We start from the raw sequence: 14,608 nt of genomic DNA, 5'->3' as shown, positions 1-14,608 counted from the left end.
ACAGCACGTGGTCAGGATTCTCCGGTTGTCAGAGATGACATCTGAAGAACTCGCTTCCATCAAACGACGGGCCGAGTTAGATATTGAACAGGCGCTAGCTGTCGCCAAAGAAGTGATTGACGAGATTCGCGCTGACGGTGACCAGGGCGTGATCAAATACGTGCGCAAATTTGATTTTCCTGGTGCCACTGCTGAAAATCTGAAGGTGACCGAAGCTGAATTTGCCGCTGCCCGTGAGCAAGTCGAGCCTGAAATCAAAGCGGCGATTGAGCAAGCCTATCGCAACATCAAAGAAGTGCATGAACGGCAAATGCCGGAAGAAGTTCAGCTTGCTGAAATCGATGGTGGCGTCTTTGCTGGAGAAAAAGTCACCCCCATTGCCAGTGCTGGACTATATGTACCTCGGGGTAAAGGCTCCTTCCCCTCTGTGATGCTGATGCTTAGCGTGCCTGCGGTGGTGGCCGGGGTGGAAAAGGTAGTCGTCTGCACGCCACCGGATAAAAATGGCACCGTTGAGCCTGCTTCTTTGGTTGCTGCTGAATTAGCAGGGGTCAAAGATATTTATAAACTCGGTGGCATCCAAGCGATCGCAGGTATGGCGATTGGCACCGAAACCGTTCCTAAAGTCGATAAAATCACTGGACCTTGCAATGTCTATGGCTCCGCCGCGAAGCGGTTGCTCTACGGCACCGTTGATGTTGGCTTACCCGCTGGTCCGAGTGAATCGATTATTCTCACAGACGAAACCACCGATCCTCGCATTGCAGCCCTCGATCTGCTTGTAGAAGCAGAGCATGGTCCTGATTCAGCGGGCTTATTGGTTACTCACAGCGAAGACCTCGCCAAAGCTGCCTCTAAACATGCCGATGACTATATGGAGAAGCTACCGGACTGGCGTAAAAACTTTTGCAAAACCGGGCTGTCTTCCTATGGCGGCATTATTCTGACCTCCAGCTTGGAAGAATCCATCGACTTTCTAAACGAGTATGCCCCAGAGCATTTGGAAGTCCTCGTCCAAGACCCCCTCAGCGTTCTCGGCAAAATCAAGAACGCCGGTGAAATTCTGCTTGGTCCCTATACCCCGATTCCAACGGCCAACTACTGCATCGGTGTTAACGCTATTCTGCCGACGGGCGGCTTTGCGCGTTCCTACTCGGCGGTGTCGGTATACGACTTCCTCAAGCGCACTGGCATTGGTTATTTAACCCAGGAAGGCTTTGCCCGCTTAGGTCATACGGCTCAAACCTTGGCAGAGCATGAAGACTTCCCGGCCCATGCTATGGCCATTCGTGAGCGCAAGAACCTGCTCCCGTAAGGGGCATACCGAGGGTTACCGTGTCCGATCAACTCCTGTATCAGATTCAGACCTTACAGTTTTCTGATCAGGCAGCGGCGAATGCCCTGCTGAAGGAGTTTGTTAACGACAATTTTCCCTTCAATGTGGAGCAAGTACAGGTGCGGCCCTCGGCGGTCTCCCTCAATTCCATTAATGGGTTTCTGCATACCGTGGAAGGGGACAAGCTGTTCTTCAAAACCCACGTTGAACCTCAAAGCCTGATCCATGAGTATTACAACTCCACAATTATGGCGGAGGCGGGCTACCCCATCATTCAGCCGATTTTTAGCTCGACGGAATGGGGCAAGCAGCTGCTGGTCTATGAATTTTTTGAGTTCCCCTCTCTATTTGATGTAGCTCGTCAGATTGAAACGGGACAACGAGGCGGGGCTGACCGGATTGTAGCCCTGCAGGAAAAAGCCGACCAAGCCCTGTGGGACATCTATCAGCAAACCCTACAGCCCTTATCCGCTGAAGATCATGCTGATGTGCCGATTCATCAACTCTTTATCCATCGTCTCGTTGGGGGACGCTATCACGAGTTTTATGCAGGCAAAGAAGTCAGGCTACCAGGGCAAACCCTCAATTTTGATCAGCTGGCTCAACTGACTTGGCAGATTAATGGTATCCCTTACCGAGACACCCTAGCGGATATTATTCAAACGGCCAGCCAAAAACTTGATCCAACCGCTACCCCGTCTGTTGTCGGTCATGGGGATGCCCATAATGGCAATGTATTTGTAGATGAAGCAACCGAAACCTTAATCTACTTTGATCCGGCCTTTGCAGGGCGACATTCACCCTTTCTAGATCTAACTAAGCCCATTTTCCATAACGTATTTGCCATTTGGCTCTATTTCCCCCAAGAGATTGCCAACGACCTGGCAATTAGCGTGGAGATTTCAGCAGATCGCATTCAAGTAGATCATGATTTTCAACCCTCAGCCATACGACTGGGATTCCTACAATCTAAGCTCAAGCATGTCCTTCAACCGTTGATTGACCATCTCAAAGCTGCAGGACAACTCCCGGATACCTGGCGACAGGAACTCAAGTTAGCGCTGTTTTGCTGTCCCTTTTTAACTATGAATCTCTGCGATACCCAGCGATTTCCTCCAGAAATTACGCTACTGGGCTTATCTCTCGCAGTTGAAATGGGCAGTGCGAGCACCTCGCAGGACCAAAGCATTTTGGATGCGGCCCTAGACCAACTGAGCATCTGAGATAGACTTCTTAAGCTAGACTTCACATGACCGTCCATTCAGAATGAGCCTATGCCAACGTTCCCCCAATTGCAGTGTAAGCGTAGCATTCTGCGAATGGCGACAGAAGACGATATTGATGCCATTCTTAGATATTTCATCATTAATCGTGACCACTTAGACCCCTTTGAGCCAGTCAAGCCCGTGGAGTTTTATACGTCGGACTTTTGGCGAGCATTGATTTGCGATCGCACCCAAGCATTTCTCAACGACCAAGGCATTAAATTCTTCCTCTTCGATCGGCACAATCCCCAGCAGATTATTGCGGCGATCAACTTCTCAAATGTGGTTCGAGGGGCGTTTCAGTCCTGCACCTTAGGCTTTAGTATTTCTGCCCAGTATCAAGGGCAAGGCTATATGACCGAGTCGATACCCGTCGCTATTTCATACCTATTCTCTGACCTCAGCTTCCATCGAATCATGGCAGCCTATATGCCCCATAACCAACGAAGCGGTAGACTGATCCGACGATTGGGGTTTCAGGTTGAAGGCTATGTCCCCAGATATCTTTGTATAAATGGCAGATGGGAAGACCATATATTAACCAGTTTAATTAACGATCATGTTTAGATTTTATTTAGGTCTACGATCAACCAAATCTTAAAAGACATGGGCACAATAGAAGCAACTATTGTCATGGAAAGTTCGACGGGGGGCGCAAGCCCCTTTTTTTTGGCTTTTGAGAGAAAAGATGCCTTGATGTGACTCTGATCGGCCCTCACCCCCACCCCCTCTCCCAACGTTGAGAGAGAGGAGCTATATTCCATATAGGGCCTGCATTCTCCCCCCTTGCCTCAGATTATGAGAGGGCGGTTGGGAGGATGGGGGCCAAGCTTGAAGACATCCTCCCCCAACGGTCGGATATGCCCATAATCCAACTAGACAAGGCTGTGAGTAGACGTCAGTCGGAGCTTAGTGCTGCAATCTACACCAGTAGCGCTGAATCCCACTTTCTTTAGAGGTAGAAGTAGTTGGGCAAACAAACACTTCAATGATTCACAACCCACTCATATGAGTAGGAGTTAGCAACTAAAATTCATATTTTTCTGAATTACCTGCGTTCTGTAGAAAATCACTTCTAGAAATATTGTGACAATCTATAGATGTGTTTACAAATACCATTTTGATCTTCAAAATATGTTAGATGGAATTTCTCTGTGCATAGCAATTCCAAATTGCTGATGCTCCTTCTCATCTCTACCTTGAGATTCACTAATCTGTGCTCATTGAACAAATATGTGAACCAGAGAAGAGTGACAGAGCCAAGGGGGTTATAAAAGTTACGTTCCTCATTTTTTGAAGATGGAGTTCATCTATGTCAATTACAAAAAAAGCTTTTGCCGAATTTTTTGGCACGTTCTGGCTGACCTTTGGGGGCTGCGGTAGTGCCGTGTTTGCGGCTGTATACACCACAAATTTAGAAGTCGGTGAGGCCAAAGAGGCCTTTCCTTTTTCTCTGGGTATTGGTTTTACAGGCGTCTCTCTCGCCTTTGGTTTGACCGTTCTGACCATGGCCTATGCTGTGGGCCATATTTCTGGTGGACATTTTAATCCTGCCGTCTCCTTTGGACTATGGGCAGGCAAGCGATTCTCTGGATCTGAACTCTTGCCCTACATTATTGCTCAAGTTGTAGGCGCGATTGCTGCGGCAGGTCTTTTGTATCTCATCGCCAGCGGTGCTGGCCCCATTGATGTTTCGGGTGCTAACCCACTCGCGACCAATGGATTCGGTGCTCACTCACCCGGTGGCTACAATCTGATCGCTTGTTTGATCGCAGAAGTCTTACTAACCATGATGTTCTTGCTGATCATTTTGGGCGCAACAGACAGCCGTGCGCCTCAAGGGTTTGGTCCTATTGCAATTGGTTTAGCCCTTACCCTGATTCACTTGATCAGTATTCCGATTACTAATACTTCCGTAAACCCTGCTCGTAGCACTGGCCCTGCTTTGATTGTCGGTTTGGCAGGCAATATGGAGTTATTTCAGCAAGTTTGGTTGTTTTGGGTAGCGCCGATTGCCGGTGCGATCGCAGCTGGTTTTATCTACAACGCCTTGTTCGAAGCAGATACCACTGCAACCTCCAATGCTGATCGAAGTTTTGCAGAGCGATAATGAGGTGGAACCGTTAGGGTTCTCATTTTTCTCCCATGTTGCTGACCTGTAAATAACCATCAATGTTCTTTTTGCGAGGCTATCTCGCGGCTCTTATAGATCCCACCTATCGGACCAATGCCCTAAAAGTTGCGGCCATAGTGGGATCTATTTTATTTGCGATCAATCATGGCGCTGCCTTAACCCAAAACAAAATGACCCGTGAACGCTGGATTTCAGGGTTGCTCACCTATTGTGTGCCTTATATGGTGAGCGTTCACGGTCAGTACGTCAGCCGCGCCAAACAGCCGTAATCCATTTATTCCAAATCGAGCGTAAGCTGGTAAATTCGGCGACGGGACATAGCATGTTTCTCTGCTAACTGTCGGCTTGCTCTCGATTTCGACCACCCTTGAGCTAGTAGTTCCTGTAATTCTGCGCGTAAATCTATGTCTGTGGGTAAGTTTTGGCTTACGGTTGCTCCAGCCAATACCAGCGTAAATTCGCCCTTAGGTTCATTATTCTCATAGTGTATCACTGCAGTTTGCACAGTTCCTCGCCAGAACTCTTCAAACCGCTTGGTTAATTCCCGTGCCAACACTATTGGGCGATCATCCTCCACCTGCGCTGCTAAATCTTGTAGGGTTTGGCACAAGCGATGCGGGGCTTCATATAGGACAACGGTGCGAGATTCGGTCGCTATATGCTGCAATCGCTGTTGACGTGCTTTCCCCTTAGCGGGCAGAAATCCCTCAAAGCAAAAGCGATCGCAAGGTAATCCCGAGGCGACTAGAGCTGCGATCGCAGCGTTAGCACCAGGAATCGGTATCACTTCTATCCCCGCTTCGACACAAGCCTGCACCAGTTCCACCCCCGGATCAGAAATCCCCGGCATGCCTGCATCACTGACAAGAGCTAAATCCTGACCGGATTCTAATCGCTGAATCAGTTCGGGGGTCCGGGTTTGAGTGTTGTGCTGGTGATAGCTAATTTGCGGAGTTTTGATCTGAAAGTGATGGAGCAATTTGCCAGTGTGGCGAGTATCCTCGGCTGCGATCGCAGCCACGGTTTGCAAAATCCGCACTGCCCGAAAACTCATATCTTCTAAATTCCCAATCGGCGTTGCCACAATGTACAAGCTGCCATTTTGGAACGCATTGGTTTCAGAAGAGGTCATGTGTTCATTCATCTAGAGCATTTGGGGGACTGATTCAATTCCTCAGCAACTGCTATCAATCTCCTACAAGAATCTGTACGCCACTCTGAAACTTCATTAGAAGCAAGCTTTATCTGACGGATAACAATTGTGCCATCTTCCGAGAGTGTCTCAACCTGCAGATGAGCCACGGTTGCGGCCAGCGATTGTCATCGATGTTACATGCAAGTTTAAGCAGTCGTAATGATTATATGGCGGTCCTGCTTTTAAGCCCCGTTACACTGCCTTCCAAATTTTGAAACAATGATCAAACTTCTGAAATAACGGGTTTGGCTTTGCAAAGCCAATGTCTTGTGCCCAGCTTTCGATAGAAAATAGAAACGCTTGCAGTTCTCGCTCCACACGCATCAATGCTTTCTCAAATTCAGGTTGTGAAACATCCATATAAAACGCATCCCGCGTTGGTACAGTACCACCATCAGACCAAATGCGAATACTATTGCCTTGACGCTCAACCCATGGACTTGGATCATGCCCTAACCAAGGTGAATGGTCTGTTTGGAGAAAATCGATCCATTCGCGCCATGTTTCCAGCCCACAACAACAACTTGGAGGAATAACTTTCTCTTCAGATACGATTTGTATACCACCTGGTAACACTAAGCTTTCGGCTTCCAAGATCTGCTCTTAAACAGTTTGTATATTATTTGAGAGTTCTATTTGGTTGTATTGAGCCAATTGAGCAAACACCAAACCGATTTCTGGATATGTCATTTCTCCCCATAAACGGATCATCGACAGTGGTTTGAATGCTGGAACCGGCCAAGGACAAAGAAATTCACCTGCGTAATAAGGTGACTCCACGACTGATTGCATTTGAATGGGCGAATTCATAAGCGTTTACCGCTATAAAAACCTGGCATACCTGCACAACAGTTGCAGGATGTGCTCATACCAAAACCTTAAACGAGATAATAACGCTGGCCATCTGCCACTAAGCTGAATGATTCATGAAACGGGCCAAATCTCTCACTCCCCGCCAAAGCCTTCTTATCCTGACCGTTGTGTGTGTAATCGCCACTGGAATTGCTCTACTAGCATTGGGTAAGCTTGACACCGCTCAAATTAAGGGATTGGTTAGCCGCGCAGGAATTTGGGGACCCATCTATTACATCTTGGCCTATGTGATTGCTACCCTATTGGTTCTTCCTTCAACAGCCCTAAATCTTACAGGGGGTGGTTTATTTGGCCCTTGGCTTGGAACCCTCTGGACCAGCCTCGCAGCTATTATTGCCGCAGTGGTAGCCTTTTACTTTAGCCGCACCATTGGCCGCGAATCCATTGCAAAACGATTGGCAGGACGCTGGCAAAAAATGGATACTGAGGTCAAACGGGGTGGCTTGTTCTATATGTTTGCCATTCGGTTAGTGCCGATCATGCCCTATGGCCTGGTTAACTTTGCGGCAGGGCTGACCTCTATCCGCTTTCGCGATTTTCTGATCGGTACAATCTTGGGCACCATTCCTAGCGTATTGCCCTTTGTCCTTCTAGGCAGCTCTAGCGTTCAAGCGCTAACCTCTGGCAGTATTGCGCCTTTAATCGGTGCTTTAGCATTGACAGGAATACTCGTCGCCGGATCCACCTATTGGCAGCGTCAACAAGGCAAACGGAAGTGAGAAATTTGAAAAAGAATCGTGAAGGACCCCGTTCAATGCAACACTGGAAGAGTGTAAATGACGACAGGCATTGAGGATATGACTAAAACTGCATGGGTATTTCCTGGGCAAGGATCCCAGGCAATCGGGATGGGACTCGACCTATTAGACACTGACTTAGGTCAGCGGCGATTTCAAGCTGCAGAAAAAATCCTGGGCTGGTCTGTAGCTGAGGTTTGCAAAGAAGATGAAACCCGCCTTTCCCAGACTAACTATACGCAACCCTGCCTATACGTCGTTTCTGCTATTTTGTGTGATCTCCTGATGGAGAAGGGATTGAAACCTGATTTGGTTGCTGGCCATAGCCTGGGAGAATATGTGGCGCTCTACGCTGCCCAAGTTTTTGACTTTGAATCTGGCTTAAAATTGGTTCAAAAACGGTCCACTTTGATGTCTCAAGCCTCTGATGGCAAAATGGCAGCCTTAATGGGATTTGATCGAGGGCAGCTGAATCAAGCGGTGGATGAGGCCGCCGATGTTGTCCTGGCTAATGACAACCATTCTGGCCAAGTGGTCATTTCAGGGACTCCGACAGCGGTTGACCATATTTTGGCGCAGGTCAAAATCAAGCGAGCCGTTGAGCTGAAAGTGAGTGGAGCCTTCCATTCACCGCTGATGGCGAATGCTGCTGCTGACTTTGAAACAGTCCTAAATGACATCGACTTTAAACCCGCCAATATTCCGGTCGTTTCCAATGTTGAACCGATCCCTGCCACGAATCCAGTCACGCTCCGTTCTCGATTAGTTCAGCAAATGACGGGTCCGGTTCGCTGGCGAGAAACGGTCTTAGTCTTTGCCGATGAAGGGATTAAATCTGTCGTGGAAGTAGGACCTGGCAAAGTCCTGACGGGGCTAGTCAAGCGCACCTGCAAGGAGATGTCGTTAACGAATATCAATAGTGTGGCAACCCTGCCCGTATTAGTTTAGGGATAACGTATTGGGCGGCTGCCCTGATTGATCAAAATTTGATAAGCCCTTTGCATTTATTGCTTTGCCCAGGTTCGCCCCATGCCGCGACAGCGTGAGCCCAAAATCAGCTTGGCCCTCTACCACTTGTTTAAGTGGACGGTGGTGAGTCCCTCGTTGCACGTCTATTTTCGGGGACGGATTCACCATGCTGAGCGAGTCCCTCAGCAAGGGCCATTAGTGGTGGTCAGTAATCATGCCAGTGACTTTGACCCGCCCATTTTATCCAACTGTATGCGTCGCCCAGTGGCTTATATGGCCAAACAGGAACTCTTTCAAGTGCCTGTTTTATCGACATTAATTCGATGGTATGGCGCTTATCCTGTGAATCGTGGATCTGCTGATCGTAGTGCCATTCGGGCCGCGATGGCCTCTTTAGAGCAGGGATGGGCTGTCGGGCTATTCTTGCAAGGGACTCGAACGGTTGATGGGCGAATCACTCATCCTAAGCAGGGTGCAGCCTTAATTGCGAGTAAAATCCAAGCTCCTTTGCTGCCAGTGAGTTTATGGGGAACCGAAAACATCATTCCTAAAGGCCAGAAGTTTCCTCGTAGTGTGCCGTTAACCATTCGAATTGGCGAGCCTATCCCCCCCCCTGCCAGCCGCGATCGCACAGAACTAGCAGCAATCACGCAACAGTGCGCAGATGTCATCAATACCATGCATGATTTAGGCCGTTAAAATTGGACTATCCTTCAATAAACTGGATGGCGATTAATGTCAGATATGCAGCGAGAGATTCTTCAACTTGGTAATCCCAAGCTTCGACAAATTGCCCGTCCGATTGAGAATCCAACCCATCCTAATATTCAGTCCCTAATTGACGATTTAATTAGGACCATGGAGCAGTCTAATGGGGTCGGAATTGCAGCCCCTCAGGTAGGGGTCGATTTGCAATTGGTGATTGTTGCGTCCCGCCCTACCCTCCGATATCCCCATGCACCTCAGATGGCTCCCATGGCGATGATAAACCCCCGTTTCATGCCTATTGGCGAAGAAAAGGTGAAAGATTGGGAAGGTTGTCTGAGTGTTCCTGGTATTAGAGGCTTAGTGCCGCGATTAAACGCTATTTCTGTTGAATATCAAGATCGAAATGGCCAGCCTCAGCAAGGTGCTTTTCAAGATTTTGTCGCCCGTATCATTCAACATGAATGTGACCATTTACAGGGGTATATCTTTGTTGATCGGGTTGAAACGACACGGGAACTAATTACCGAGAATGAGTATCATAAACGGTTAGTTCCTTAGTGTTAGTAAGATTCTCAGTTTTTGGGTGGCCTATTTTTATGCAGCACAGGTTTTGAAAATTTTATCTGTGCGTATAATTTATGGCAGGAATGAGTTATACTCTTTCAAAACGTAAATTAACTTTTTAAACTCCGCAAGCGATGGAGTGGCTTGTGATGCGCTTTCAATATTGGTTAATCGGAACGATTAAGGTGATCTACATCACTTCTACTGATCTAGAAAAAAACAACAATCAGTCTAGTTAAGACCGTGAATGTAGCACGAATAGCAGCATCTATCCAGCTCAGCCCATAAAATTAAGCCATGATTGGCTAATTTGAATCGTTTTTTGTTCCTCAAGAGATATTTTATGAGCCATAATACCCATTGGACACTCCGAGCCAATATGTCAATCGTGACGTTAGCACAGCGGCTATTGGATCCAACTGTGGCGGTGTTGCTACTGGTTGTTTTGGCCCATTTCTATAACGTTACCTTTGCCACCAGTCTTCAACTTTTTGCCCTGACTACATTTCTACTTATCCTGCCCATATTTAAGGCTACAGGGATGTATCGTCCCTACCGCAGCTTGGCACCACGGTTGCTAATGATCCGGCTGATTATGGGATGGTCCATTGTCATGGGAATGATGTTGTTTATCGGTTTTGTCACCAAGACTTCCATGGTTTTTTCAAGAGCCTTGATCTTGACGTGGTCTTGTAGTGTTCCCATCGTTCTGTTGGCTGTCCACTTTCTGGTCTGGAATCTGCTCCGCCAATTGCGAGTGTCTGGACGCAATTCTAAGTTTGCCGTGATTGCAGGGGTTAATAAGGTGAGTTTAGACCTCGCCGAGCAGATTCGAGAATGTCGGGATTTAGGCATTCGGCTTCGCGGTTTTTTTGATGATACTTCCCCCTCAGACTTACCAGATATTCCTGTTATGGGAACGTTGGCAGAAGTTCCTGAGTATGTCCGTCAAAATCAAATTGATGTGGTGTATGTTGCCTGCACATCGGATAATGAGCCCCGGTTTACCGAGCTGATTGAGGCGCTGCAAGATACAACGGCCTGTGTGTATTTTGTGCCGAGTCTGTTGATGTACAGCCTGATGCATGGCCGCTCCTATGAAATTAACGGTGTACCTTTGATTTCGATTTGGGAGATCCCTTTCTCAGATTTACAATATTTTTTCAAACGGGCGATCGATATTGTTTTGTCAGGTCTGGCACTGGTGGCCCTCTCTCCAGTGATGGCAGTGATTGCGATTGCGGTTAAGCTATCGTCTCCAGGGCCGATTTTATTTAAGCAACGGCGGTATGGACTTAATGGTCAAGAGATCATTGTCTATAAGTTTCGATCGATGACGGTTATGGAAGATGGCGGGGCGGTGGTTCAAGCGACTCGGGGTGACCGTCGCATTACGCCTGTCGGCGCGTTTTTACGGAAGACGTCTTTGGACGAATTGCCGCAGTTCCTGAATGTGTGGCAAGGACGTATGAGTTTAGTTGGACCCCGCCCCCATGCGGTGGCTCATAATGAGATGTACCGAAAGCTGATCAGTGGTTATATGCTGCGCCATAAGGTTAAGCCTGGCATTACGGGGTGGGCTCAAGTTAATGGTTGTCGGGGTGAGACGGAAACCCTAGATAAGATGAAGCGACGCATTGACTATGATTTGGAATACCTCAAAAACTGGTCACTAAGTTTGGATATTCAAATTCTTTTGAAGACGGCATTTGTGTTCCTGAGAGATCAAAATGCTTATTAATAACAGCCTGACTCTATAAATGCGGGCTGCTTTGGGAAACTCCCCGGTCGGGTTCAGCGTCATAATTAGCACATTGGTAAGTGTTGTGTATTTTTTGGCTCAAGCTTGTCTGCTAGATCAGGTTGCCTAACATTAGAGGTAGTTGACCTCCGTTGGGCTTTCCTTGCTCAAGTCATAGGATTCGCTTTGCCAAGGGATAGACGCATGATGCTGTTTCATCATTTGGTGACTTTATGAAGGACTCAGTCTCGCAGGGGCCGTTGCCCATTTCTAAGCGTGTTTTTGCTGCCACTGCCTTAGCAACTAGCCTTGCGATCGCACTCCCTAATCCAGCCCAAGCGATTCCTTTGAGAGACTTGATATTTCGTGGTATTCAAGTGATTCAGCTCTCGAACTTGTCGGACAAACAAGAACGAGAACTGGGTGAGCAAATTCACCAAAACTTGCTTAATCAAGGCATGCGTCCCCATCAAGGGTCGACGTTAAATCGCTATGTTAACCGTATTGGTCAGCGCTTAGTGGATGCGGGGGCTCAAAGACGAAGAGTCACCTATCGCTTTCTGGTGGTTGATGATTCTCGCGTGAATGCATTTGCCACTATGGGGGGGCGTGTTTATGTGACCACCGGTCTGATTAATGCAGCGGATAATGAAGCCCAGTTGGCCAGCGTTGTGGCTCATGAAATTGGCCATATTGACCGAAAACATCTTGTCAAGCAAATTCGGAAGACGATGGTTGCCCAAGGACTGACCACGGCGATTACGGGCTCTAATCGGAGTCAGGTTGCCAATATTGGTGTCAATTTGTTAGTCAGTCGCCCGCAGAGCCGCAGTGACGAGTATGATGCTGACCGTGAAGGACTGCGTATTTTGAGAGAAGCAGATTATGCGACGTCTGCCATGCCTGCCTTTATGCGCAAACTGGTCTCTAGTCGCTCAACCCCCACCTTTTTGAGTACTCACCCAGCTGTGCCGGATCGGGTGGTTCGTCTGGAACAGGAGATTCAATCGGGGCCGGAGAATGAGTGTGATCGCAACCCAGATCTCAGCAGTTGTGGTCTAAGCCAAAGTCGCTATCGCCAACTTGTGGGTCGTCGTTAGGGTCCATAGATCAATCATGATTGCGTGGGGCACAGGGCTCCAATTGATACGAGTTGCTATGCCCCTTTGTCGTAGTCATCTGACGCTGAGATTGTTAGAAGGCTGAGAACGTTGCGATCGCATCTCCTAACTTCTGCTTCACCTCATCCACCGGAATTGCTCCTAACTCACCTGATGCTCGGGTGCGAATATTGAGGCTATTGGCTTCCACCTCTTTATCTCCAATCACCGACATCACGGGGATTTTGGCTTTCTCTGCATTGCGGATCTTCTTGCCTAGGCGATCGCCACTTTGATCGACTGAAACTCGAATACCCGTAGCCTGCAAATCAGTTGCCACCTTCTGGGCAAAGGGCATATGGTCATCATTCACCGTCAGCAGCCGCACCTGTTCGGGGGCTAGCCACAGGGGAAAGACCCCTGCATATTCCTCGATTAAGATGCCAATCAGACGTTCGAGAGAGCCAAAGGGAGCTCGGTGAATCATAATCGGGCGCTGACGGTTACCGTCTTCTCCCATAAATTCCAGGTCAAACCGTTCAGGCAGATTGTAGTCCACCTGCACCGTTCCCAACTGCCATTCTCGATCGAGGACATCTTGGAAGATAAAGTCCAGCTTCGGACCATAAAAAGCAGCTTCGCCAATGCCTTCAAAATGCTCCATGCCCAAAGTTTCTACGGCTCGGCGAATGGCATTCTGGGCTTTGTCCCAGGCTTCATCCGAGCCAATATATTTGTCTGAATCTGGATCGCGGAAGCTAAGGCGAGCTTTGAAGTTTTTGAGCTGCAACTTCTCAAAGACAGACAGAATTAAATCCACCACCTTTAAGAATTCATCATCGAGCTGATCGGGGGTGACAAATAAATGGGAGTCATCGACGGTAAAGCCGCGGACTCGTGTAAGGCCCCCCAGCTCGCCGGATTGCTCATACCGATAAACGGTGCCAAATTCTGCCAGCCGCATGGGTAAGTCGCGATAAGACCGCAACTCACTCTTATAGATCTGGATATGAAACGGGCAGTTCATGGGCTTCATTACAAAGCCCTGTTCAGAATTCCGATCCGCATCGTTCTCGCTCATTAGCGGGAACATGTCTTCCTGGTATTTTTGCCAGTGCCCCGAAGTCTTAAACAGATCCACCCGAGCAATATGGGGTGTGGTTACACCCAGATACCCTCGCTTGACTTGTTCCTGTTTGAGGAAGTCTTCGAGTTGCGATCGCAACAAGGTTCCCTTAGGCGTCCACAGGGGCAATCCGGGTCCCACCAGATCAGAAAAGAGAAATAGCCCCAGCTCTTTTCCAAGCTTGCGGTGGTCACGACGCAGCGCTTCTTCCTTCCGCCGCTTATGTTCTGCGAGCTGTTCAGGGGTTTCCCAAGCCGTGCCATAGATGCGCTGCAATTGGGCTTTGGTTTCATCCCCACGCCAATAGGCCCCCGCCACACTTTCTAGAGCAATGGCCTTGGGATTTAAATCGGCAGTGGATTCCACATGGGGACCGGCACATAAATCCCACCACTGATCGCCGAGGTGATAGAGAGTAATCGGATCCTCTAGATCCTCCAAAATCTCCAGCTTATAAGGTTCTCCTAAAGCTTTTATTCTTTTCTTGGCCTCTTCCCGACTCACCTCTTCCCGTTCTACGGGCAGCTTCTTCTTAATGATTTTGACCATCTCTTTTTTGATGGCTTTCAAATCTTTATCTGTAAAGGGCGTAGGGCTGTCAAAGTCATAATAGAAACCCGACTCAATCCACGGACCAATGGTAACTTGGGCACCGGGAAACAGCTTTTGAACGGCCATTGCCATCACATGAGAGGTGGTGTGGCGGATTTTCTTGAGTTGTTCGGATTCACTGGTTTTGGGTAAGTGAATCTTTTCAGGCGGTTGTTCAGGTTGCTGTTCAGCGGACATTGTGGATCTATTGTTTCAGCTAATTTTACGGACTTGTCCCATCTTATCGAAACCTTTGAAGGAATCACCGA

At 48.3% G+C, this 14,608-nt stretch carries 15 protein-coding genes; 11 read left to right on the top strand and 4 right to left on the bottom strand.

Annotated elements, in window-relative coordinates:
- Positions 1-7: 7 nt before the first annotated feature.
- The 5 genes from hisD (at position 8) to nrtS (ending at position 5,004) form a co-directional block, all read left to right on the top strand.
- Positions 8-1,315, top strand: coding sequence for a histidinol dehydrogenase (gene hisD / locus Q0986_RS20820; RefSeq protein WP_299415172.1), 1,308 nt, complete (start codon positions 8-10; stop codon positions 1,313-1,315).
- 20 nt (positions 1,316-1,335) lie between these two features.
- Entirely contained in the window at positions 1,336-2,559 is a 1,224-nt protein-coding gene (locus Q0986_RS20815; RefSeq protein WP_299415170.1) for a hypothetical protein, read from the top strand.
- A 51-nt stretch (positions 2,560-2,610) separates the two neighbouring features.
- Positions 2,611-3,168, top strand: a complete 558-nt coding sequence (locus tag Q0986_RS20810; RefSeq protein WP_299415169.1) for a GNAT family N-acetyltransferase — start codon at positions 2,611-2,613, stop codon at positions 3,166-3,168.
- Between the two features lie 745 nt (positions 3,169-3,913).
- Positions 3,914-4,711 (top strand): aquaporin Z, encoded by a 798-nt coding sequence (aqpZ, locus tag Q0986_RS20805; protein WP_299415167.1) that lies wholly within the window; start codon positions 3,914-3,916, stop codon positions 4,709-4,711.
- A gap of 62 nt (positions 4,712-4,773) precedes the next feature.
- A complete protein-coding gene (gene nrtS, locus Q0986_RS20800; RefSeq protein WP_299415165.1) occupies positions 4,774-5,004 on the top strand; it encodes a nitrate/nitrite transporter NrtS in 231 nt (76 codons plus the stop codon).
- A 5-nt stretch (positions 5,005-5,009) separates the two neighbouring features.
- Here nrtS and rsmI read toward each other — a convergent pair whose 3' ends face one another.
- The 3 genes from rsmI to Q0986_RS20785 all read right to left on the bottom strand — a co-directional run bounded on the left by rsmI (position 5,010) and on the right by Q0986_RS20785 (position 6,740).
- Positions 5,010-5,867 (bottom strand): 16S rRNA (cytidine(1402)-2'-O)-methyltransferase, encoded by an 858-nt coding sequence (gene rsmI, locus Q0986_RS20795; protein WP_299415163.1) that lies wholly within the window; start codon positions 5,865-5,867, stop codon positions 5,010-5,012.
- Positions 5,868-6,122: 255 nt separating this feature from the next.
- The gene (locus Q0986_RS20790; protein ID WP_299415161.1) at positions 6,123-6,524 is read right to left on the bottom strand and encodes a hypothetical protein; all 402 of its coding nucleotides are present in this window, start codon (positions 6,522-6,524) and stop codon (positions 6,123-6,125) included.
- Between the two features lie 9 nt (positions 6,525-6,533).
- A complete protein-coding gene (locus Q0986_RS20785) occupies positions 6,534-6,740 on the bottom strand; it encodes a hypothetical protein (RefSeq protein ID WP_299415160.1) in 207 nt (68 codons plus the stop codon).
- A 116-nt stretch (positions 6,741-6,856) separates the two neighbouring features.
- On the opposite strand from Q0986_RS20785, the gene Q0986_RS20780 reads away from it, so the two are divergent.
- From Q0986_RS20780 to Q0986_RS20755, 6 genes are all read left to right on the top strand, one after another.
- Positions 6,857-7,522: a TVP38/TMEM64 family protein gene (locus Q0986_RS20780; protein WP_299415158.1), complete on the top strand. Its 666-nt coding sequence runs from the start codon at positions 6,857-6,859 to the stop codon at positions 7,520-7,522.
- Between the two features lie 78 nt (positions 7,523-7,600).
- On the top strand, positions 7,601-8,488 hold the full coding sequence (fabD, locus tag Q0986_RS20775) for an ACP S-malonyltransferase (RefSeq protein WP_299415156.1): 888 nt from the start codon (positions 7,601-7,603) through the stop codon (positions 8,486-8,488).
- Between the two features lie 81 nt (positions 8,489-8,569).
- Positions 8,570-9,208 carry a lysophospholipid acyltransferase family protein gene (locus tag Q0986_RS20770; protein WP_299415153.1) on the top strand — a complete coding sequence of 213 codons (639 nt, stop codon included), beginning with the start codon at positions 8,570-8,572 and terminating at the stop codon, positions 9,206-9,208.
- Positions 9,209-9,244: 36 nt separating this feature from the next.
- Positions 9,245-9,775 (top strand): peptide deformylase, encoded by a 531-nt coding sequence (gene def / locus Q0986_RS20765; RefSeq protein ID WP_299415151.1) that lies wholly within the window; start codon positions 9,245-9,247, stop codon positions 9,773-9,775.
- A gap of 349 nt (positions 9,776-10,124) precedes the next feature.
- Positions 10,125-11,522 (top strand): undecaprenyl-phosphate glucose phosphotransferase, encoded by a 1,398-nt coding sequence (locus Q0986_RS20760; RefSeq protein WP_299415148.1) that lies wholly within the window; start codon positions 10,125-10,127, stop codon positions 11,520-11,522.
- A gap of 233 nt (positions 11,523-11,755) precedes the next feature.
- Positions 11,756-12,622, top strand: coding sequence for a M48 family metallopeptidase (locus Q0986_RS20755; RefSeq protein WP_299415146.1), 867 nt, complete (start codon positions 11,756-11,758; stop codon positions 12,620-12,622).
- 94 nt (positions 12,623-12,716) lie between these two features.
- On the opposite strand, the gene thrS is transcribed toward Q0986_RS20755, so the two are convergent.
- Positions 12,717-14,537 carry a threonine--tRNA ligase gene (gene thrS / locus Q0986_RS20750; RefSeq protein ID WP_299415144.1) on the bottom strand — a complete coding sequence of 607 codons (1,821 nt, stop codon included), beginning with the start codon at positions 14,535-14,537 and terminating at the stop codon, positions 12,717-12,719.
- Positions 14,538-14,608: the final 71 nt, after the last annotated feature.

The organism is Acaryochloris sp. IP29b_bin.148, from assembly GCF_028285565.1.
Lineage (GTDB): Bacteria > Cyanobacteriota > Cyanobacteriia > Thermosynechococcales > Thermosynechococcaceae > Acaryochloris.
This window is presented reverse-complemented; position numbering and strand designations above follow the sequence as displayed.

Bases quoted from the DNA above. Each gene is read 5' to 3' on its own strand.
- Q0986_RS20770 (WP_299415153.1), top strand. From the start codon at position 8,570: ATGCCGCGACAGCGTGAGCCCAAAATCAGCTTGGCCCTCTACCACTTG.
- thrS (WP_299415144.1), bottom strand. From the start codon at position 14,537: ATGTCCGCTGAACAGCAACCTGAACAACCGCCTGAAAAGATTCACTTA.
- rsmI (WP_299415163.1), bottom strand. From the start codon at position 5,867: ATGACCTCTTCTGAAACCAATGCGTTCCAAAATGGCAGCTTGTACATT.
- aqpZ (WP_299415167.1), top strand. From the start codon at position 3,914: ATGTCAATTACAAAAAAAGCTTTTGCCGAATTTTTTGGCACGTTCTGG.
- Q0986_RS20785 (WP_299415160.1), bottom strand. From the start codon at position 6,740: ATGAATTCGCCCATTCAAATGCAATCAGTCGTGGAGTCACCTTATTAC.
- Q0986_RS20810 (WP_299415169.1), top strand. From the start codon at position 2,611: ATGCCAACGTTCCCCCAATTGCAGTGTAAGCGTAGCATTCTGCGAATG.
- Q0986_RS20755 (WP_299415146.1), top strand. From the start codon at position 11,756: ATGAAGGACTCAGTCTCGCAGGGGCCGTTGCCCATTTCTAAGCGTGTT.
- nrtS (WP_299415165.1), top strand. From the start codon at position 4,774: ATGTTCTTTTTGCGAGGCTATCTCGCGGCTCTTATAGATCCCACCTAT.
- fabD (WP_299415156.1), top strand. From the start codon at position 7,601: ATGACTAAAACTGCATGGGTATTTCCTGGGCAAGGATCCCAGGCAATC.
- def (WP_299415151.1), top strand. From the start codon at position 9,245: ATGTCAGATATGCAGCGAGAGATTCTTCAACTTGGTAATCCCAAGCTT.
- Q0986_RS20780 (WP_299415158.1), top strand. From the start codon at position 6,857: ATGAAACGGGCCAAATCTCTCACTCCCCGCCAAAGCCTTCTTATCCTG.
- Q0986_RS20760 (WP_299415148.1), top strand. From the start codon at position 10,125: ATGAGCCATAATACCCATTGGACACTCCGAGCCAATATGTCAATCGTG.